The organism is Sedimentitalea todarodis (assembly GCF_032595355.1).
GTDB classification, from domain to species: Bacteria; Pseudomonadota; Alphaproteobacteria; order Rhodobacterales; family Rhodobacteraceae; genus Sedimentitalea; species Sedimentitalea todarodis.
Genome location: NZ_JASMWN010000002.1, coordinates 147,704 through 167,325, shown reverse-complemented (window position 1 = coordinate 167,325; position 19,622 = coordinate 147,704). Strand labels below are relative to the sequence as shown.

Annotated in this window: 22 protein-coding genes; 9 read left to right on the top strand and 13 right to left on the bottom strand. The window is 62.0% G+C overall.

The window, feature by feature from the left end:
* Window positions 1-35: 35 nt before the first annotated feature.
* From QO231_RS03570 to QO231_RS03560, 3 genes are read right to left on the bottom strand one after another with little or no spacing between them, the layout of a single operon-like run.
* Window positions 36-1,013 carry a threonine ammonia-lyase gene (locus tag QO231_RS03570; protein ID WP_316773422.1) on the bottom strand — a complete coding sequence of 326 codons (978 nt, stop codon included), beginning with the start codon at window positions 1,011-1,013 and terminating at the stop codon, window positions 36-38.
* Complete coding sequence (locus QO231_RS03565; protein ID WP_316773420.1) at window positions 1,010-1,840, bottom strand: alpha/beta fold hydrolase; 831 nt, start codon at window positions 1,838-1,840, stop codon at window positions 1,010-1,012. Before QO231_RS03565 ends, QO231_RS03570 begins: the two co-directional genes overlap by 4 nt.
* Window positions 1,837-2,526: a haloacid dehalogenase type II gene (locus QO231_RS03560; protein ID WP_316773418.1), complete on the bottom strand. Its 690-nt coding sequence runs from the start codon at window positions 2,524-2,526 to the stop codon at window positions 1,837-1,839. The genes QO231_RS03565 and QO231_RS03560 overlap by 4 nt, the downstream gene beginning before the upstream one ends.
* A gap of 123 nt (window positions 2,527-2,649) precedes the next feature.
* On the opposite strand from QO231_RS03560, the gene QO231_RS03555 reads away from it, so the two are divergent.
* From QO231_RS03555 to QO231_RS03540, 4 genes are all read left to right on the top strand, one after another.
* Window positions 2,650-3,039: a VOC family protein gene (locus tag QO231_RS03555; protein ID WP_316773416.1), complete on the top strand. Its 390-nt coding sequence runs from the start codon at window positions 2,650-2,652 to the stop codon at window positions 3,037-3,039.
* Window positions 3,040-3,048: 9 nt separating this feature from the next.
* Window positions 3,049-3,399, top strand: coding sequence for a hypothetical protein (locus QO231_RS03550; protein ID WP_316773414.1), 351 nt, complete (start codon window positions 3,049-3,051; stop codon window positions 3,397-3,399).
* Window positions 3,400-3,529: 130 nt separating this feature from the next.
* The gene (locus tag QO231_RS03545) at window positions 3,530-3,961 is read left to right on the top strand and encodes an FKBP-type peptidyl-prolyl cis-trans isomerase (protein WP_316773412.1); all 432 of its coding nucleotides are present in this window, start codon (window positions 3,530-3,532) and stop codon (window positions 3,959-3,961) included.
* A 108-nt stretch (window positions 3,962-4,069) separates the two neighbouring features.
* Window positions 4,070-5,347 (top strand): tetratricopeptide repeat protein, encoded by a 1,278-nt coding sequence (locus tag QO231_RS03540; protein ID WP_316773410.1) that lies wholly within the window; start codon window positions 4,070-4,072, stop codon window positions 5,345-5,347.
* A gap of 3 nt (window positions 5,348-5,350) precedes the next feature.
* Here the strand turns inward: QO231_RS03540 and QO231_RS03535 are convergent, their stop codons facing one another.
* From QO231_RS03535 to fabA, 3 genes are read right to left on the bottom strand one after another with little or no spacing between them, the layout of a single operon-like run.
* Entirely contained in the window at window positions 5,351-6,142 is a 792-nt protein-coding gene (locus tag QO231_RS03535) for an enoyl-ACP reductase FabI (RefSeq protein WP_316773408.1), read from the bottom strand.
* A gap of 9 nt (window positions 6,143-6,151) precedes the next feature.
* Entirely contained in the window at window positions 6,152-7,381 is a 1,230-nt protein-coding gene (fabB, locus tag QO231_RS03530; RefSeq protein WP_316773406.1) for a beta-ketoacyl-ACP synthase I, read from the bottom strand.
* 37 nt (window positions 7,382-7,418) lie between these two features.
* The gene (gene fabA / locus QO231_RS03525; RefSeq protein WP_316773404.1) at window positions 7,419-7,931 is read right to left on the bottom strand and encodes a bifunctional 3-hydroxydecanoyl-ACP dehydratase/trans-2-decenoyl-ACP isomerase; all 513 of its coding nucleotides are present in this window, start codon (window positions 7,929-7,931) and stop codon (window positions 7,419-7,421) included.
* Window positions 7,932-8,107: 176 nt separating this feature from the next.
* On the opposite strand from fabA, the gene irrA reads away from it, so the two are divergent.
* Window positions 8,108-8,527 carry an iron response transcriptional regulator IrrA gene (irrA, locus tag QO231_RS03520; RefSeq protein WP_316773401.1) on the top strand — a complete coding sequence of 140 codons (420 nt, stop codon included), beginning with the start codon at window positions 8,108-8,110 and terminating at the stop codon, window positions 8,525-8,527.
* A gap of 73 nt (window positions 8,528-8,600) precedes the next feature.
* On the opposite strand, the gene QO231_RS03515 is transcribed toward irrA, so the two are convergent.
* Window positions 8,601-9,557, bottom strand: coding sequence for an L-malyl-CoA/beta-methylmalyl-CoA lyase (locus QO231_RS03515; RefSeq protein ID WP_316773399.1), 957 nt, complete (start codon window positions 9,555-9,557; stop codon window positions 8,601-8,603).
* 316 nt (window positions 9,558-9,873) lie between these two features.
* On the opposite strand from QO231_RS03515, the gene dgcN reads away from it, so the two are divergent.
* The 4 genes from dgcN to QO231_RS03495 all read left to right on the top strand — a co-directional run bounded on the left by dgcN (window position 9,874) and on the right by QO231_RS03495 (window position 13,853).
* Window positions 9,874-10,875, top strand: a complete 1,002-nt coding sequence (gene dgcN / locus QO231_RS03510) for an N-acetyltransferase DgcN (protein ID WP_316773397.1) — start codon at window positions 9,874-9,876, stop codon at window positions 10,873-10,875.
* Between the two features lie 68 nt (window positions 10,876-10,943).
* On the top strand, window positions 10,944-11,909 hold the full coding sequence (dgcA, locus tag QO231_RS03505; RefSeq protein WP_316773395.1) for an N-acetyl-D-Glu racemase DgcA: 966 nt from the start codon (window positions 10,944-10,946) through the stop codon (window positions 11,907-11,909).
* Between the two features lie 2 nt (window positions 11,910-11,911).
* Window positions 11,912-12,772 (top strand): D-amino-acid transaminase, encoded by an 861-nt coding sequence (locus tag QO231_RS03500; RefSeq protein ID WP_316773393.1) that lies wholly within the window; start codon window positions 11,912-11,914, stop codon window positions 12,770-12,772.
* Between the two features lie 127 nt (window positions 12,773-12,899).
* Window positions 12,900-13,853 carry an alpha/beta fold hydrolase gene (locus tag QO231_RS03495; RefSeq protein WP_316773390.1) on the top strand — a complete coding sequence of 318 codons (954 nt, stop codon included), beginning with the start codon at window positions 12,900-12,902 and terminating at the stop codon, window positions 13,851-13,853.
* Here the strand turns inward: QO231_RS03495 and QO231_RS03490 are convergent.
* The 6 genes from QO231_RS03490 to QO231_RS03465 form a co-directional block, all read right to left on the bottom strand.
* Window positions 13,850-14,920: a DUF1513 domain-containing protein gene (locus QO231_RS03490; protein ID WP_316773389.1), complete on the bottom strand. Its 1,071-nt coding sequence runs from the start codon at window positions 14,918-14,920 to the stop codon at window positions 13,850-13,852. The two genes, QO231_RS03495 and QO231_RS03490, sit on opposite strands and share 4 nt — an antisense overlap.
* A gap of 3 nt (window positions 14,921-14,923) precedes the next feature.
* Entirely contained in the window at window positions 14,924-15,904 is a 981-nt protein-coding gene (locus tag QO231_RS03485; RefSeq protein WP_316773388.1) for an imelysin family protein, read from the bottom strand.
* Window positions 15,904-17,469, bottom strand: a complete 1,566-nt coding sequence (locus QO231_RS03480; protein ID WP_316773386.1) for a di-heme oxidoreductase family protein — start codon at window positions 17,467-17,469, stop codon at window positions 15,904-15,906. The genes QO231_RS03485 and QO231_RS03480 overlap by 1 nt, the downstream gene beginning before the upstream one ends.
* A gap of 126 nt (window positions 17,470-17,595) precedes the next feature.
* Entirely contained in the window at window positions 17,596-18,084 is a 489-nt protein-coding gene (gene bfr / locus QO231_RS03475) for a bacterioferritin (protein ID WP_316773384.1), read from the bottom strand.
* A complete protein-coding gene (locus QO231_RS03470; RefSeq protein ID WP_316773383.1) occupies window positions 18,050-18,325 on the bottom strand; it encodes a (2Fe-2S)-binding protein in 276 nt (91 codons plus the stop codon). Before QO231_RS03470 ends, bfr begins: the two co-directional genes overlap by 35 nt.
* A gap of 23 nt (window positions 18,326-18,348) precedes the next feature.
* Window positions 18,349-19,611, bottom strand: coding sequence for an imelysin family protein (locus QO231_RS03465; RefSeq protein WP_316773381.1), 1,263 nt, complete (start codon window positions 19,609-19,611; stop codon window positions 18,349-18,351).
* Between the last annotated feature and the right edge of the window lie 11 nt (window positions 19,612-19,622).

The window sequence follows — 19,622 nt, the reverse complement described above, 5'->3', positions numbered from 1 at the left end:
AAACTGATACTCCCAGGACTATCCATGAACTTGAGCTAGCCGCCAAATCTCGCCAGGGCATCGCGAAACACGCCCGCATCGACGTTGCCGCCTGTTACGACAACGATGACCGCGTCGCCCTCGATCTGGTCAGCGTGAAACAAGGCTGCGGCCAGGGCGACTGCACCGCCGGGTTCCACCACGATCTTGAGCCGCGCAAAGGCGAGCGCGACGGCCCGCACGGCCTCATCATCCGATACGACGAGGCCGGGCCCGCAAAGCCGCTTCAGGATCGGAAAGGTGATCCGACCGGGCTCCGGTGTCAGGATGGCGTCACAGACAGAGCCCGACATGCCGTTGTTGCGTTCAATCCCACCGCTGGCCAGCGACCGTACGACATCGTCAAATCCTTGCGGCTCGACAGGGCGCGCGCGCAACCCTGGCGCCCGGCCTTCCAACGCCAGCGCGATCCCTGATGTCAGCCCACCGCCACCACAACAGACGAGGACGTCCGAATGGGTCACGCCCTCCTCAGCCGCCTGTCGCGCGATTTCAAGTCCGGTGGTGCCCTGACCTGCGATCACCTGCGGTTCGTCAAAGGGTTTGATCAGGGTCAGGCCGCGCTCGATGCCGATACGATCACCGATGGCATCACGGTCTTCGGTCGCCCGATCATAAAGAACAACCTCGGCCCCCAGGGCACGCGTGTTGTCGATCTTCATCCGGGGCGCATCCGACGGCATGATGATCACCGCAGGTGCGTGGTGTTGCCGGGCGGCCAATGCCACGCCCTGCGCGTGGTTGCCGCTGGAAAATGCGATGACACCGCGCGCGCGCGTCTCAGCGGAGAGTGCCGATACCGCAGACCAGCCGCCGCGAAACTTGAAGCTGCCGGTATGTTGCAGACATTCCGCTTTCACCAGAACCCGTCGACCTGCGATCTCGTCCAGAAACGGCGAAGACAACAGCGGCGTCCACCGCGCGTGACCCTGCAGCCGCTCTGCGGCCGCTTCGATCATCTCCAGATTGCTCATTTTGTGCCTTTCAGGATGCGATGGATCAGGTCCAGGCTTGCAGGCTCGTCCAGGAGTGGCACATGACCCCGGTTCGGGACTGTTGTCGCGATCAGACCGGAGTGGCGCGCCTGCATGTCGGCGAGGGTCCCTGCCGATAGAATATCCGAGTTTGCCCCGCGCAAAACTCCGACCGGCAGCGGCAGAAGGGCGTCAAACAATGGCCACAGGTCCGGGGGTGGCCCGGCTTCGGCCTGTGCCAGCAGCGCGTCACGCAGACGCAGGTCATAGCGCAAGGTCAGTCCGGTTGCCGTCTCTTCGTACTGTGCCGCCGCCATCCTGTGCCAAACCTCGGCGGTAAGGTCTCGAAACTGTGGCCCCAATGCCGCTGCCATCGCCCCTGCGGCTTCATCCAGTGTGCGATAGGGCGGAACACGGCCGACATATTCCATGATCCGCTCGATGCCGCCCGGCGCGATGACCGGCCCGACATCGTTTAGGATCACACCCGCCAATCTGTCCGGATGCATCGCGGCCAGGGCCATCGCGATCAGCCCCCCGCGAGAGGTGCCCAGTATCGTGACCTTTTCCAGCCCCAGATGGTCGAGCAGGGCGACGACATCCTGCGCCTCCTGCGGGACAGAATAGCTGTTGAAGTCGCTTGCATGTTCCGACTGCCCGCGCCCGCGATAGTCCATCGCGATCATCCGACAAGATGTCATGTGCGGCTTCAGAAAGTCAAAGTCTCGCGTGTTGCGGGTCAGGCCCGGCAGACACAGGAGCGGCTGCCCGGTTCCGGTGTCTTCGAAATAGAGGCGCAGGCCGTCCGGGGTTTCAAAATGCGTCATTGATCAAGAGCCATGTCAGGTATGAGTTTCAGATCGGTCAGCACATGTGCGGGCGTCCAGGGCAGCCGATCCAGTGGTTCGCTTGCCCGGTTGACCCAGACCGTGTGAAACCCGTAGCCTGTTGCGCAAGCGGCGTCCCAACCATTTGAGGATACGAACAGAACGTCCGCCTTGCGGCATGCGAACCGGTCTTCTACCAACTTGTAAACCGATGCGGCGGGCTTGAAGACCCCGACGGTCTGCACCGACAGGACATCATCTAGCACATCGCCGATTCCCGCCGACTGCACCGCGCCATCCAGCATCGACAGCGACCCGTTGGACAGGATCGCAGTCTGCAACCCGGCCCCTTTCAGCGCGGCCAGCATTGCGGGCACCTCTGGATAGGCCTGCAATTCCCAGTAGAGATCGAGCAGGCGCTGGCGCAGCGCCGGATCGCCGTCCAGCCCGGTGGCTTCGAGCGCCCAGTCCAGACCGTTCTGTGTGACCTCCCAGAAATCGGTATGGGCATGCGCCACGGCACGCAGCCAGGTGTATTGCAATTGCTTCAGCCGCCAGTGGGTGGCAACCTCGGCCCAGCGGTCAGCCAGCTTGGGAAACCGATCCTCCTGTGCGGCCAGCCGCGCGGCGGCCGACACGTCAAACAACGTGCCATAGGCATCAAAAACACAGGTTGTGATCGGCATGGCGCGCTCCGGTTTTGGCGCAGCGTGTCACAGTTGGTGACAGGGGGAAAGGGCGGCCACGGATGATTTTGGCGCGGAATTCAGGTATGGTGCGGCCATCTCACTTCGTGAAAGGGGTTGACCATGTCCGAATTCCGCGGCGCTATCTGGTGGAACGAGTTGATGACGCATGACATTGATCATGCCCAGGCCTGGTATCGCCGGGTCTGCGGCTGGCGCTATCAGACAACTCCGGCCGCGGATGGCGGCGACTATCACGTGGCGTACCTTGGGGCGCAGCCAGTTGCAGGAATGCTCGACATGTCCGGCATGGCGCGCCATGCCGATACCTCATCACAATGGGTCACATATGTCGCCGTCGATGATCTCGAAAACGCGCTGCGCCAGACCGAGACTGGCGGCGGTCGCATTGCACGCGACCCGTTTGATGTGCCCCACGTCGGTCGCATCGCCATCGTGCATGACAGTGTCGGGGCGCTGTTGGGTTTGATCGTTCCAGCGGCCGCACGCTGAGAGGCGCGTGTGGAGGCCGAAACATCCGCTTATCAGGCGTTCAAGCTCTGGTTGGCCGGGTACATTCCGCTGGACCGAAACACACTGCACTACCTGATCGGGGCTGGACTGCTTGCTGCTGCGATGGTTCACGTGCGCAATCGGCCCAGGACGCGGCCGCTCGTTCTGGCCTTGATCGTCGCAATCGCACTGGGTGCGGCGATGGAACTTGCGGACCTGCGCGATGATGTTGCCACGCTGGGCTACTGGCGATGGCGGGCGAGCCTGCTGGATTTCGGCCGCACGATAGCCTTTCCTCTAGCAGGTGTCTTGCTGGCGCGCTGGCTTCTCAGGTGGCCCACCAATGCGCCTGGGCGATAGGCCAGGGCGTGTCGTGCCGCAGATCGACCCCGGGCTTTACATCGTCGCTCTCTCTTGTAGGGTCCCGTGCCGTAAGCACCCGTGCAGATACGCGGCCTTTGACATTCACCCCCATACAGATTGGAGCCCCATGACTCAGGTCAAAACTGGCGACACCGTGCGCATTCACTACACCGGAACCTTGCTTGACGGCAGCACCTTCGACAGTTCCGAAGGACGCGACCCTTTGGAATTCGAGGTCGGATCGGGACAGATCATTTCCGGGCTGGATGACGCCATTCCCGGCATGGAGACCGGCGAGAAGAAAACCGTCAACGTGCCCTGTGCCGACGCATATGGGCCGATCCAGCCCGGCATGAGGCAGTCCGTTGCACGCGAGAGCATCCCCGAAGAGATCCCGCTTGAAGTCGGCCTGCAACTACAGATGCAATCCCCCGAAGGCCAGGTTCTGCCGGTGACCGTAGTCGAGGTCGGAGAGACTGAGGTCGCGTTGGACGCCAACCATCCTCTTGCCGGGCACGACCTGACATTCGATATCGAACTTGTCGGCATCGCCGATTGATTTGCGGGAAACTGTGCAACGGGCGGCTTGACAAGTGATGACCGGCGTTTTCGGGTAGATTTCCGAAAACTGCCGGTCATCCGGCCCGCCATTTGGGAGGCAGCAACGATGCTGGCAGACAGCTACGGGAACGCGATTTCTACATCGTCGCAAGCAGCTCGGGATCACTATGATCGCGGGCTGAAGCTGTTTCTCGGTGGAGAGTACGGCGCGTTGGAGGCCTTCCGGGCGGCGGTCAACGCGGATCCGGACTTTGCGCTTGGCCATGCAGCCTGCGCCCGCGCGGCGATGATGTCTGCACAGATTGTCGAGGCCAAATCCGCGAACCAGCGGGCACAGGAACTGGTCCGCAATGCGGATACCCGAGAGCGGCGGCATATCGACTGTATCGGATTGGTGTTGTCGGGGCAGGCGCCACGCGCCCGCGCGGCGGTTCTGGCGCATGTTCAAACCCATCCGCGCGATGCGCTCGCCGCGCAGCTATGTGCCAACGTGTTCGGCCTGATCGGATTCTCGGGCGAGGTCGGGCGCGAGGCAGAATTGCTGGCCTATACATCGTCGCTTCTGCCGCATTATGGCGAAGATTGGTGGATGATGTCGATGCATGCGCTGTCCCTGTGCGAGACAGGGCAGGTCGAGGCCTCCAGAGACCTGATGGAAAACTCACTGGCCCTGAATCCACGCAACGCAAATGCCGCGCATTTCAAGGCGCATGCCCAGTACGAGGCAGGAGAGACAATTGCCGGGCGCGCCTATCTGACCGGGTGGCTTGCCGACTACGATGACCGGTCCATGTTGCACGGACACCTGCAATGGCATGTGGCGCTCTGGGCGCTGCACCAGGGTGACGCGAATGCGATGTGGCAGGCGGTAGACACTGGCATCGCGCCGGGGGGGGCCAAGGGCCTGCCGATCAACGTCCTGACCGATACCGCCGCAATCCTTTACCGGGCGGAACTGGCCGGGCTGCCAGTAGACCCTGGCCGCTGGCTGACCCTGAGCGATTATGCGGCGCAGATGTTCCCGCAGACAGGCCAGAGTTTTGCCGATTTGCACGCGGCGCTGAGCCATGCGATGGCCGGGCAGGGGGATCGGCTTGCCCATATTGCGGACTCGGCGACCGGGTTTGCCGGCGATCTGGTGAAACCGCTGGCGCGGGCCTGGGGCGCAATTGCGCGCGAAAACTGGGCCGGTGCGCTGAACGAACTGATCGCCGTGATGCCTGCGACCGAGCGTGTCGGTGGAAGCCGCGCGCAGCGCGATCTGCTCGAACTGACCTATGCCAACGTGCTCCTGAAACTGGGGCTGGCAGATGAAGCCCGCCGCAGTCTTGCAATTCGCCGCCCGATTCTTGCCGGCGCGCCCCCTCTCGCGGGTTTGACCTGAGGATCAGAGAAAGTCAGGTTGCGGCATGCCCAGAACGTGGAAACCGCCATCGACGCGGATGATTTCCCCCGTGGTGCAGGCCCCGGCGTCTGACGCCAGATAGACCGCCGTGCCGCCGACCGCCTCGAGCGTGGCATTGCTGCGCATCGGGGCGTTCTGGTCGGTATGCTTGTAGGTCTTGCGCGCGCCGCCGATGGCCGCCCCGGCCAGTGTCTTCATCGGGCCGGGTGAAATCGCGTTGACGCGGATGCCTTCGGGTCCGAGATCGTTTGCCAGATAGCGGGTAGCGGATTCCAGCGCGGCCTTGGCCACTCCCATGACGTTGTAGTTTGGCACGACGCGATTGCTGCCCTGATAGGTCAGCGTCATCAGCGTACCACCGTTTTCAACCATCAGCGGATGGGCCCGCCGGGCGATATCGATGAAGGAATAGGCGCTGATGTCGAGCGAGTTCTTGAAGTTGGCGCGGCTGGTATTGAGAAACCTGCCGGTCAGTTCGGACTTGTCGGAAAACGCAATCGCGTGCACGACAAAGTCAATTGTCGGCCAGCGCGCTGCCAGTTTCTCGAACGCGGTGTCCAGCGATGCGTCGTCGGTGACATCGACATCCACCATGAAGTCGGATCCAACCGTCGCCGCCAACGGCTCCAGCCGTTTGCCAAACGCCTCGCCCTGATAGGTAAAGGCCAGCTCGGCCCCGGCCGCGTGCATGGCCCTGGCGATGCCCCATGCGATCGACCGATCATTGGCAACCCCCATCACGAGGCCGCGTTTTCCCTGCAAGACATCTGACATGATCCGTCCTTACCCTTTGAATTTCGACAGGATCATCGAACCGTTTGTGCCGCCAAAGCCAAAGCTGTTGGTCATGACACTGTCCAGTCCCGCATCCGTAACGGTTTCCAGCGCGATCTCGGACGCATCCAGAGCCGGATCCAGCGTTTCTACGTTGATGGAGCGCGCAATGAAGTCATTGTCCAGCATCAACAGGCTGAAGATCGCCTCCAGCGCACCAGCCGCGCCTTGCGCGTGGCCGGTCATCGACTTGGTTGAACTGATCGGCGGGGTCGATCCCTGACCGAACACGCGGCGCACGGCTTCCACTTCTCCGACATCGCCGACCGGGGTGCTGGTGCCGTGGGCGTTGATATAGCCAACATTGCGGCCCTCGGGCAGGGTCGACAGCGCAAGACGCATGGCCCGTTCGCCGCCTTCACCAGAGGGCGCGACCATGTCATGCCCGTCGCTGGTCGCGGCGTATCCCGTGACCTCTGCATAGATCCTGGCGCCTCGTGCCCTGGCGTGCTCCAACTCTTCCAGCACCAGAATGCCGCCGCCGCCGGAAATCACAAATCCGTCGCGATTGGCATCAAATGCGCGCGACGCGGTCTGCGGCGCATCGTTGTATTTGGACGACATGGCACCCATTGCGTCAAACAGGCACGACAGCGTCCAGTCCAGCTCCTCGCCGCCACCGGCGAACATCACGTCCTGCTTGCCCAGCATGATCTGTTCCGCGGCGTTGCCTATGCAATGCAGCGAGGTCGAGCAGGCCGATGTGATGGAATAGTTGATGCCCTTGATCTTGAACGCCGTCGCCAGGTTGGCCGAAATCGTCGAGGACATGCACTTGGGCACGGCAAAGGGGCCGATCCGCTTGGTTGCGCCGCTCTTCAGAACCGTCTGATGCGCGGTCAGCATGGCGCTGGTAGATGGTCCGCCGCTGCCGGCGACAAGACCGGTGCGCGGATTGACGATATCATCCTCGTCCAGACCGGCATCCGCGATTGCCTCGCTCATCGCGATATGGGCATAGGCGGCACCCGGCCCCATGAAACGCAGGGTCCGCTTGTCGACATGCTCCGCGGGATCAATCTTCAGCGTTCCGGCAATCTGGCTGCGAAAGCCATGTTCGGCCATGTCCGGGCTGAACTCGATCCCGGATGTCCCGGCCCGGAGTGCGGCAAGAACCTCGGATGCATTGTTTCCGATGGACGAGACAATGCCCAGCCCAGTGACTACGACGCGGCGCATCGGCGGTCTCCTATGTGGTCGCCCTTGACGGGCACGTTCAGGTCTCGGCGGTTGCCAGACCCACCTTCATGTCCTTAACGGAATAAATCTCTTCTCCATCGGCGACAACCCGTCCATCTGCAACGCCCAGTTTGAGCTTGCGGTCAATGATGCGGGTCATGTCGACGTAATAGGTCAGCATCTTGCGGTCCGGGCGCACCATGCCCTTCAGCTTGACCTCGCCAACGCCCATCGCCATGCCACGGCCCAGCATGCCGCGCCATCCCAGGTTGAAGCCTGTCAGCTGCCACAGCCCGTCCAGCCCGAGACAGCCGGGCATGATGGGGTTTCCGGGGAAATGGCAATCGAAGAACCAGAGATCCGGAGTGATGTCGAATTCGGCGATCACGTGACCCTTGCCGCGGCTGCCGCCATCGTCACTGACCTCGGTGATCCGATCCATCATCAGCATCGGAGGTTCCGGCAGTTGCGCATTTCCCGGGCCAAAAAGCTCGCCACGCGCGCATTTCAGCAATCCTTCCTTGTCAAAGCTGCTGGGATATTGAGCCATGCTGCTGCCTTTCCTCACAAATTCTGTGTCCCGTCTAACATCGCGTTTGCACTTCCTGCAAGGGGACTGCGTGCTTGAAAAACCTGAGGTATCGTCGCACTTGCGACTGAATTTCAATTGAAATTTGTGTGGCTGACACCTTATATAGACCATATGCGAAGAAGCGGGACGTGATCATGACCCCAACTGCGATTGGAAATGCCGCTGGATGGCTGGGCGAGGCGGGCCTGCGCCCGACCCGTCAGCGATTGGCGCTGGCAGAGTTACTTGTGGGAGATGGCAAGCATCGCCATGTCACCGCAGAGAGCCTGTTTGAAGCGGCGCAATCCACCGGGGCCGCGGTCTCACTCGCGACGGTCTACAACACGCTTCGGGCGTTCTGCGAAGCCGGGTTGTTGCAAGAGGTGACCGTTGATGGCTCCAAGAGCTATTTTGACACGAACACGCATGACCATCCGCATTTCTACTGGGAAGATGAAGGGCGCCTAACGGATGCCCCATCGGATCAACTGGTGATCGCGCAGGTGCCGGACGCCCCCAGGGGTGCCGAGATCGCTTCGGTCGATGTGGTGATCCGCCTGCGCAAGACGCGCTAAGGCTTTAGGCAAGCTTCAGGTTGGCGCGTCGCGCGCGGCGGGCACTCTGTGCTGCCCGCCACACCTGGTCCTGTCAGCCCGCAATCATTTCTGATTGGTGTACGATGACCTCGGCCTGCTTGATCGAGGCGATATCGACAAGGCGGCCCTTGTAGACCGTTGCGCCTTCGCCATTGGCCTTGGCCTGCTCCATCGCCGCAAGAATTTCGCGCGCCTCGGCGACGGCCTCGTCCGACGGCGTAAAGACTTCGTTCGCCAGGGCGATCTGCTTGGGGTGAATGGCCCATTTCCCAACCATGCCCAACGTCGCCGAACGGCGCGCCTGTGCGCGGAATCCCTCGTCATCCGAAAAATCACCGAACGGCCCATCGACCGGCAGGACACCGTGCGTCCGACAGGCGGCAACAATCGCCGTATGCGCCCAGTGCCACGGATCGGACCAGTGTTTCTGGCCGTCGCGGATCATGTAGTAGTTTTCCTGCGTGCCGCCGATTCCGGTCGTTTGCATGCCCATCGACGCCGCAAAATCCGCTGCGCCCAGGCTCATCGCGACAAGGCGTGGAGACGCGGCGGCAATTTCCTCGACATGCGCGATGCCGGCGGCGCTTTCGATGATCACTTCGAAATCGATCTTCTTGCTGCGCCCCTTGGCGGCTTCGATGGCTGTGACCAGCGCGTCAACCGCATAGATATCCCCGGCGCAGCCGACCTTGGGGATCATGATCTGGTCCAGCCGCTCGTCCGCCTGTTCCAGCAGGTCCACGACGTCGCGATACCACCACGGGGTGTCCAGCCCGTTGATGCGCACGGACAGCGTTTTAGTGCCCCAATCCACATCGGAAATCGCGGCGATGACATTGGCGCGCGCCTGGTCCTTGTCGGTGGGCGCAACCGAGTCCTCCAGATCGAGGTTGATCACATCGGCTGCGCTGCTCGCCATCTTCTCGAACAATGCCGTGCGCGAACCCGGGCCGAACAATTGGCAGCGGTTTGGACGGGCCGGGGCAGCGGGTTGCAAACGAAAGCTCATGATCGGGCCTCTTGGGTAAGGAAATTACGATTTTGATGCGTCTGGAGGTATTAAATTACGCTGCGGCGCGCAAGCGATATTGTGCAGTCGCAGAAACCCACTGGATTTGCTCTGTCTCGGCGTTGCTTGGGTCGTTTATGTCGAACGAAGAAACTTGATGTTCTGATCCAAAGAATCGTAGATTCTTGCAAATAATACGCAAATATTAGAATTGTTTCCCGATATTTTTATGTCCCGAAGTCAGATCCGCATACAATCCCGGCAGTGATCGTGAAGTCTACCGAAAACAGTGATTCATCAAAAAAGGACGCTCCGCATGATCGAAACCCCATACCTGCTATTTCTCGGAGATGCGCCCGACCAACTGGCCGCCAAGGTGGCGCAGGGGATCAAGGACTGGCGCCCGGAAAACGCCGTGGGCCAAATCCGACTCGCGGGATGCGAGGCAGATGTCGGCCTGACTGACATGACGCTGGAAGAGGCACGCGCAGCCGGGGCAAAGACGCTGGTTATCGGCGTGGCGAACCGGGGCGGTGTGATCAGCCCGGCGTGGAAAGAGGTGCTGATCGCCGCGCTGGAGATGGGATATGATCTGGCCTCCGGGTTGCACAACCTGCTGCGCGATGAAGGCGATCTGGTTGCAGCGTCGCAAACCTTTGGCGGCACGCTGCACGATGTGCGGGTGCCATCGGTTGGCTATCCGATTGCAAATGGCGTGAAACGGTCCGGCAAGCGCGTGCTGGCGGTGGGAACCGACTGTTCCGTGGGCAAGATGTATACTGCACTGGCGCTGGACGAGGCGATGCGGCGCAAGGGCATGAAGAGTACGTTTCGCGCCACCGGGCAGACCGGCATTCTGATCACCGGACATGGCGTGCCTCTGGACGCCGTGATCGCGGATTTCATGGCCGGGTCGATCGAATACCTGACACCGGACAACGATGACGAGCATTGGGACATCATCGAAGGGCAGGGGAGCCTGTTTCATGTCTCCTATTCCGGCGTGACCATGGCGTTGATCCATGGGGGACAGCCTGATGCGCTTATCCTGAGCCACGAACCCAATCGCCCGCACATGCGAGGCCTGCCGGGATATGCGTTGCCAGCGCTCGAAACGCTGCGCGATACGGTGTTGCCGCTGGCGCGGGTGGCGAACCCCGCATGTCAGGTCGTCGGGATTTCGGTGAACACCCAGAAAATGGGTGAAGACGAGGCGCAGGGTTATCTGGCGGAGGTCGAGGCGCGGATGGGCTTGCCCGCAGTTGATCCTTTCCGGCAGGGTGCAGACCGGCTGGCAGAGGTGCTCGCGTCCCTGTAAGCAGTCTTGCGTGGCTGCTGGTGTAGCCTCCGGCGGGAGTATTTTGACAAATATGAAGGAGCGGGCGCGTGCAGATTGAAGTGAGGCGCGATGTTTTTCGCCTGGCGCAGGTGTTCACGATCAGCCGGGGCTCGCGCACCGAAGCGCAGGTTTTGACCTGTGCGGTCAGTGACGGTAAGGCAACGGGGCGCGGGGAGTGCGTGCCCTATGCGCGGTATGGCGAGACATTGAGCAGCGTGCAGGAGCAGATCGAGAGCCTGCCGGGCAAAATCGATCGTGAGCGGCTGTACGATCTCCTGCCTGCAGGTGCCGCGCGTAACGCTGTGGATTGCGCGCTGTGGGATCTTGAGGCCAAGCGGTCAGGGCGGCGCGTTTGGGAATTGGCCGGGCTGACCGCTCCGAAGCCTGAGATCACCGCCTATACCCTGTCACTGGATACAACTGAGGCCATGCGGGCGCAGGCGGCGAAGCACGCGCATCGACCACTGCTCAAGATCAAGCTGGGGACACCGGATGACATGCCGCGCCTTGAGGCGGTGCGTGCAGGTGCGCCGGAGGCACGGATCATCGTGGATGCGAACGAGGGCTGGTCGGCTGATGTCTATGCGGATCTGGCACCGCACCTCGTGCGGCTGGGCGTTGACCTGGTGGAACAACCCTTGCCTGCCGGTCAGGATGAGGCGCTCTTGGGACTGGAGCGCCCGGTTCCGGTTTGTGCCGACGAAAGCTGCCATGATCGGGAAAGCCTGGCGGGTCTGAAACGCAAGTATGATGTGGTCAACATCAAGCTCGACAAGACCGGTGGTCTGACCGAGGCTCTGCGCTTGCGCAAAGAGGCGTTGGCGGCAGGGTACAGGGTGATGGTGGGTTGCATGGTCGGCTCATCATTGGCGATGGCCCCGGCGGTGCTGGTGGCACAGGGCGCGATGATCACGGACCTTGACGGGCCGCTTCTGTTGGCCGAAGACAGGCAGGAACCTTTGATCTATGATGGCGCCGGGGTGCATCCACCACGCGCCGAGCTGTGGGGATAGACATGCGAACCGTATATGTGAACGGCGACTACCTGCCTGAAAACGAAGCGAAAATTTCGATATTCGATCGCGGTTTCCTGATGGCGGATGGCGTTTACGAGGTGACCAGCGTGCTGGATGGCAAGCTGATCGACTTCGACGGTCATGCCGCACGGCTCGAGCGCTCGCTGGGAGAGCTGGAAATGGCCAGCCCGGTTACCCGGGACGCGCTTCTGGCCATCCACCGGGAACTGGTGGCGCGTAACGGGATCGATCAGGGGATGATCTATTTGCAGATCACCCGTGGCGCCCCTGCCGACCGCGATTTCGCCTTTCCGGACCCGGAGGAAACGCCGTCGTCCATCGTCTTGTTCACCCAGAACAAACCCAATATTGCCGATAATCCGGCCGCCAAAAAGGGCATCAAGATCATCACCATAGATGACGCACGCTGGGGCCGGCGGGACATCAAGACCGTGCAGCTACTGTATCCGAGCATGGGCAAGATGATGGCCAAGAAAGCGGGCGTTGACGATGCCTGGTTGGTGCAGGACGGGTTCGTGACCGAAGGCACCAGCAACAACGCCTATATCGTCAAGGGCGGCAAGATCATCACCCGAGAGCGTTCGCATGACATCTTGCATGGGATCACGCGCGCGGCGGTTCTGCGCTTTGCCGCAGAGGCTCAGATGCAGGTCGAGGAACGCAATTTCACCGTGACCGAGGCGCAGGAAGCGGACGAGGCCTTCATCACTTCGGCGAGTACCTTTGTGATGCCGGTGGTCGAGATTGACGGCGCGGAACTGGGCGGCGGCAAGCCGGGGCCGGTCGCGGTGCGACTGCGCGAAATCTATCTGGAGGAAAGCCGCAAGGCAGCGGTCTAGTTCGTGTCGGATGGCGGAATGGCCCGGCGCGATTGGTGCGGTTTGATCTGAACGCGATTTCGATGGCAGACAGGCCCTGCAATCAGGGCTAGGTTGCCGTGAAACGCAACGCGCTGGAGCTTGTCCAATGATCACAACCATCCTGTCTGTCCTGCTTCTGGCCATTGTTGCCTTGCTGGCGCTGTCGATCTATCGCACGCGCAGGGTGGCGGCGGAGGCCGTGCACTTGGTGCCGCAGGCTGGCGAGATCGTGCCGGTTGCGGGCGGGACCATTCACTATGTCGATCTCGGGCCGAAGGACGCGCAGACACTGGTGATGATCCACGGGCTGAGCGGGCAGTTGCAGCATTTCACCTATGCGCTTGCGGGGCTGCTGGCCCAGAGGTTTCGCGTGATCGTTGTCGACCGACCCGGATGTGGATATTCGACCCGTGAGTCGGATGCGCTGGCGGCCCCTTCGGAACAAGGGCGCATGATTGGCGAAGCGCTGGATCGTCTGGGGGTCGAACGCCCGGTTCTGGTGGGGCATTCGCTGGGTGGTGCGGTCTCGCTTGCGATGGCGATGGACAGGCCTGACCGGGTTGGGGCGCTGGCGCTGCTGTGCCCGGCGACGCAGCATGAAGATGTCGTGCCCGAAGTATTCAAGGGGCTGCTGGTCAAATCGCCTGCGGTTCGGCGTCTGATCGGCGCAACCATTGCCGTGCCTATGGCGGCGGCAACCAAGGACCGGGTGCTGGGGATCGTGTACCATCCCGAAACCCCAAGCGAGGATTTCATGATCGGCGCAGGTGGAGCATTGGGGCTGCGCCCCGAGGCCTTTGTGACGGCGTCATCGGATGTTGTGGCGTTGCGAGACGTCGGCAAGACGCAATCCGCGCGGTATGAGGATGAGTTGCGTGTTCCCGGCGGCATCCTTTTTGGCGCGTCGGATGTGATCCTGTCCCCGGCGGTGCACGGGCATACGATGCAGGCGCATGGTCTGGAGTTCGAAATGCTGGAAGGGCGCGGGCACATGATCCCGCTGACCGCGCCACAGGACTGTGCCGAGTTTATCAGCCGGATGGCGGGTAAAGTCGGCTAACCGATTGCGATCAGGTGATTGTCCCATGCCAGGTCGGATTTACTGCTGGCTTGTAGCCGGTTGCCGGTCAACGACCATGTGCCGCCAAGCCCGTCGGTCACGACAAAGCCGCCGTCGGCGCACGGGGCGATACCACATGCATCGGCGCGACGCTGAACGGCCTGAAGGTTGCCAGAGCGATCATAGATTTGAACGCGTCCGCCCCGGGGTGAGGTGATGGCGATGCGGGTGCCGTCAATGGCGATGCTGCCGGCATAGCCCTGCATGGCGATGGCCTCTGCAAGATCGGCATGGGCAAGGATGACCGGATTGCCTCGCTTGTGCAGCCCCAGAAGCGGCACCGGGTCGGCGACATCACGCTGCCATTGCATCGCAAAAGCCAGCGTTCCGTCAGCCGAGGCCGCAAGGTGGCGGATCGAATCGTGGCGCAGGTCGGGGGTGAGCTCGACCTGTTCGAGTATTTCTCCGTTGGCGCTGAGATAGCTGAAATTTGGGCGCATGGTTTCGAGGTTGAGCTTGTCGCGGCCATGCGCGGGATGCGTCCGGATACCGCCGTTGGCGATCGCCAGTACATCGCCGTCGAGCCGCAGGATGTCGTGCGGGCCGATACCGCCAGAAGAAAATTCGCCGATGCGCCGATATTCCTCGCGGCGCGACCAGAGACCAATGCGGCCCGCGCCGGTGTCGATCTCGTTCTCGGTGGTACAGAGGATGTCGCCGTCGGCGATGAACGCGCCGTGGCCGTAAAAATGCCGCCCATCCGGTGCGCTGAGATGATGGGTGATCTGGCCCTGCGCACAATCGATGACCAGCGCGAAGTGGCCGGGCCTGCGGGCAAAGGCCACTGCCTCGGGGGCAAGAGGATGGGCGGCTGCGGCATGGCCCCGTCCGGGCAGGGGGATGCGAAAGATCGGCGTCGCGGTGCGTGACAGGCCAAAGAGCGCAAAGGCGCCATCCGGCTCGCGGGCGGCGGCAAGGAAACTCGGGGCGCCGGCATCGGCCCAGCCGAGCCTTGGCAGGGTCGCCGCCGCGAGCGCTGTGGTCAGAAAGCGGCGGCGGTTCTGCATCGCCTAATCTCCGTCGGCCGAGTTGAAACCGGCACTGACCCCAAGCGCGCTGCCGATTTCCTGTTCGACCGCATCGCGGATCGCGCGCACCCGCTGTTGCACGGCCTCGACGCGGATGCGGCCCTGAACGGTGGACACATCGGCGAGGATCGGACCGGGGCGTTGGGCGGCCTGCAATGCCTCAGCAAAGGCCACATCGGTGTGCGGGGTCGGTGTGTCTGACAATGCGTGTGCGAAATCCTGCAGTGCGGTGAGAGAGAGGGTCACGTTGCGCAGGGAGCGGCCGGATCGGTGCGCCTCGGCCCGGTTGGGACGAGGGCGATCAAAACTGCCCATGGGACGGCCAAGCCGCTGATCGGCGGTGAACTCCAGCCCGGTCATCAGCGCGGTATAGAGAGTTTGTGCTGCTTCATCCGGGCTGAGATAGGTTTGGTTGTGCGCTTCGCCCGCTGTTTTCAGGCGGGCCGCATGGTCCTGCCGCCACTCGGTGTCTATGGCGGCGCCCATCCGGGCCAGGTCGGTGGCGATGGCGCGGGCCAGAGCGCAATTGTAATCGTCCTCGCCATAGTCGGCAAGAGCGGGATCGTAGAGCAGCCGTTCCAGCGCAAAGAGTCCGCGCCCGGCGACCGAGACCTGCGCGAACCCCTCCGGTTCGTCGACCACCGGGTCTTGGTCAGCGATGAGGCGCGCCACAGTTTTCTGCACCAGGCCGCGTGTATCGGGCCAGAAGGCGATGGCCAGCGTGCGGCCATTCTCTTCAATCGGGCCAAAGGTCAGATGGCTGATGCCGAGCCAGGCGTCGAACGTGGCATTCCACGGTGCGCGCAACGCCTCTGCACGGCAATCGGCGTTGGCGACACTTGCCAGATCGGCAGAGGTGGTTGCGAAGGCGGCGGCACCGGGCAGGATATGGGCCTCAATCGCCTCGTTTGTTCCAGCGAGAACAGGGGCGGCGAGCAGGGCAAAGGCAAGAGCAAGGCGCATCACAGGCTTTCCAGATAGCGGATCAGCGCGTCACGATCCGGTTTGGGCATGTTGATCACCGTGTCACGGGCGGCTTGTGCTTCGCCGCCATGCCAGAGAATCGCTTCGAGCAGGGAGCGGGCACGCCCATCATGCAGGAAATAGGTGTGGCCGCTGACCGTTTCGGTCATCCCTATTCCCCAGAGCGGCGCGGTGCGCCATTCGCGACCGTTGGCGCGGCCTTCGGGGCGGTTGTCAGCCAGCCCGTCGCCCATGTCGTGCAGCAACAGGTCCGTATGGGGCCAGATCAGTTGAAAGCTCTGTTCTGGCTGATCGATCAGGCGATGGGTGACGAATTTCGGCGTGTGGCAGGCGGCGCAACCGGCGGCAAAGAACTGTTCCTTTCCGCGCAGCACCTGTGGATCACCTTCGTCCCGACGGGCCGGGACCGCGAGGTTGCGCGAGTAGAACGTGACGAGGTCGAGCCCTTCGGTGTCGATTTCAGTGATCCGCTCGTCGCCATCCCCATGTGGCGCGACCAGGCAATCGGACTGCGCCTCTGTGCAGTCTCCGGCGGGAGCGGCAAACAGCGGGCTGGAAATGCCGATATCCCCGGCAAAGGCGGCGGCGGACTGATGTTTGACGGTTGGCGCGCCAGCTTTCCAGCCAAAACGACCAAGCATTGGTTGGTCGAATTCGTCTGACCAGACGATCTGGGCCTTACCGGAAATTCCGTCGCCATCCGCATCATCGGGATCGGCGGCGGTGAGGATATCTGCGGCAGGGATCGCTTCGAGCAATCCAAGGCCAAGCATTTGCGGTGCGACGCGTGGGCTGAGCATTGCGCCGTCTCCAAGCGGGCCATAGCCAAGATTGGCCGCACCATAGGTCGGCGCGCGTAACGAGGCCACTTCGCCGTCCGACAGCGGCACCTTGATTTCATCATAGGTGATGTCGAGCCGGTATTCCGCCGGGTGGCCGGCGACGCCGAAATCCTGCATTTGCCCGCCATAGACCGGATCGGGACGAGTGCGGGGCGCATCATCGCCGATGTCCGTCAGATAGGTCTCGATCTGGGACATGGCGTCATTCGGCGCGGCAGGGACCGAGATGCGCAGGAACATCGACACCGCTTCGTCGTCGGGTCCATTTGGAGGATGACCGCGCCCGTCCTTGAGGTGGCAGCGCTGACAGGACCGGGCATTGTAGAGCGGGCCAAGTCCGTCAGACCCCTGTGTCGAGGACGGGGACGAAACCCAGAGTTTGCGAAAGAGACCATTGCCCACCTTGAACTCCAGCTCGCGCTCAAAGCTGATATTGGCCGAGGGCTGTGAAAACGCATTGCTGTCGCTGCGCGCCCGCACGGTGGCGGCCCCGGCGGGACGTGCCTCAAACGGTTCGGCCGCATCGAAACCCACAGGCGCGGCCGTGACCCTGGCAACACGAGCGGCCTCGGCCTCAGTACGGGGCACGATGTCAAGATTGGGCTCTGTCGGCTCCAGGCGCGGAGCGGCAAAGGACGCTGTGCTGGCGAAAACAAGGACAAATGCGGCAAGTGGCCGCGCAATATCCGGTATCGTGGTCATGATGTCTCGGTCTTGGCTGGGAGCGCGGGCCGCCCCTGTGTCAGAGAGGCATCACCTGTTGATGCCTCTTCACTGCTGGTATTTTGCGGCCCGAGTTCCGGATACGCTGGATCACTCCGACCGGCCCTACTCTTCGGCCTCGTCCGCCGGCTTGGCGTTGAGCAGGGCATAGCCCTGTTCGCCCAGGGACTGATACAGTCCCAGTTGGGTTTCGAGATAGTCGATATGGCCTTCTTCATCTGCAATCAGCTCTTCGAACAGTCCCTTGCTCACATAGTCGGACACGCTTTCGCAGTGGTCGCGCGCCTCGATATAGAGGGAGCGCGCTTCATGCTCGGCGGCGAGATCCGCTTCGAGCGTCTCCTTCAGGTTCTCACCGATCCGCAAGGAGTCGAGCTTTTGCAGGTTCGGATGGCCTTCGAGAAAAATGATCCGCTCGATCAATTTGTCCGCGTGGTGCATCTCTTCGATGCTTTCCTCGCGCGACTTGTCGGCAATACGGCCAAATCCCCAATCTTCCTGCAGGCGATAGTGCAGCCAGTATTGGCTGACCGCTGTCAACTCGCTGCGCAGTGCCTTGTTAAGATACTCGATTACCTTTTTGTCGCCTTTCATCGGAGATGTCCTTGTGCCGATGCGCGGCAAGTCCGCGCAATTCCATTGGGACTCCGATTGTGTCACAGGACTTCATGGTGTCAAGAAACACTGGAAGGCACCCCCCGCAATCCGCGCGCTTGCCAAGTGCGCGGTAAATCTTGCCGGGCGTGATGATGGTGTCCGGGTCCGACGCGCGCATCCAGTCCACGGCGCTGCGGATGTCATGATCGGAAATCGAGTTGCAATGACAGATAATCATGTCGTTGACCCCTAAAACCAAAACTATTCAAAAACGGCATCTGGGTTATCGAGGCTATCAGACCCTTCAAATCCGATCTGGTCAAGGTTCAACGTTGTCACCGCCCGCTCGATCGACCGCGTTTGGGCCACCAGTGCGTCCACGACGGCCATGACGATCGCTTCGCCTTCGGTATTGCCGCGCTCAAGCATCATGTCATAGCTGAACCCGGATTCGGCGGCTGTGCGCAGCAGGCCGAGTTCGCTCGATGTATCGTCCAGGCTCTCGCGCAACTCGGTGTCAACCGTGCCGTCGATCTTGGATACGAGATCAGAGATCGAGGGGCCCGACACGACGCCGCCATCGACGCGGGTGTATTCGCCGACATAAACGTTGCGAATGCCGAGACCGTCGTAATAGTGGCTCATATGGGTGTTGTCGGAAAAGCAATCGTGCTCTTCTTCGGGGTCGTTCAGCATCAGGCCAAGCTTCATCCGCTCGCCCGCCAGTTCGCCGTAGCTGAGGCTGCCCATGCCGGTCAGGATCGCCTTGATGCCGGCGTCATGATCCGCCGCCAGTGTAATGCGCCCTTCGCCATCGGTGCCCCATTGCGCCGTCATCCATTCCAGATCGCTGACCAGCAGATCGGTCGCCGCCTTGAGATAGTCGGCGCGGCGGTCGCAATTTTGGTTGGTACAGTCGTCGCCGGTGGCATAATCCGTCCAGAGCCGGTTGCCGGCACCCGCCGCGGTGCCGTTGAGATCCTGGCCCCAGAGCAGGAATTCGATGGCGTGATAGCCGGTGGCGACATTTGCCTCGACCTCATCCGCCTCGTGCAGCGTGGTTTCGAGAAGTTCGGGGGTGATGTCGGTGGCGTCGATCTCTTCGCCCGACAGGGTAAAGGTGGGGTTGGCGATGACGTTCAGCCCAGCATAGGCATTTTCGTCGGTCGCACCGCCATAGGACGGGTCGACATAGTCGATCAGGCCTTCGTCCAGCGGCCACGCGTTCACCTTGCCCTCCCAGTCATCAACGATGGCATTGCCGAACCTGAAGGCTTCGGTCTGCTGATAGGGCACACGCGCGGCACGCCATGCAGCGCGCGCGGCATCGAGTGTGTCGGCTGACGGATTGGTGATCAGGGCGTCAACGGCGCTCTGCAAGGTGCGGGCGGTTGCGAGGCTGTCCCCATAGGCTGCCTCAGCAATGTTGGCATAGGTGTCGAGCACCTCGGCCTTGCTTGCGGCAAAGGCCGGTAGGCTTGTCAGGGCTGAGGCCGCCAGGACTGGCAGGGTGAGACATTTCATTTGGAGCGCTC